Annotated in this window: 1 pseudogene; it reads right to left on the bottom strand. The window is 61.7% G+C overall.

The window, feature by feature from the left end:
- Nucleotides 1–65: 65 nt before the first annotated feature.
- Nucleotides 66–235: pseudogene (locus tag AC0IW9_RS32020) on the bottom strand (transposase); the annotation flags it as partial.

Here is a 235-nt window from a genome sequence, read left to right as displayed (position 1 = left end):
CCGCATCCTTTCCATTTTTGGGTATCCCGGGACCGTCAGTAAATGCTAGTGCGATAGTGGGCCCAGCCGGTGCTGAGAATGTACATCACCCCATCCAGCACCGCCCGCACGTCGATCGTCCGCTTGTAGCCGCCGCGCTTCGCCGGCAGGATCAGCGGGCCGATGATCGCCCATTCCTCATCGGTCAGGTCGCTCGGGTAGCGCAGCTTGCAGCGGTCGTATTTTGGCCGGTTCT

The sequence above is a fragment of the Belnapia sp. AC561 genome (assembly GCF_979252845.1).
This window is presented reverse-complemented; position numbering and strand designations above follow the sequence as displayed.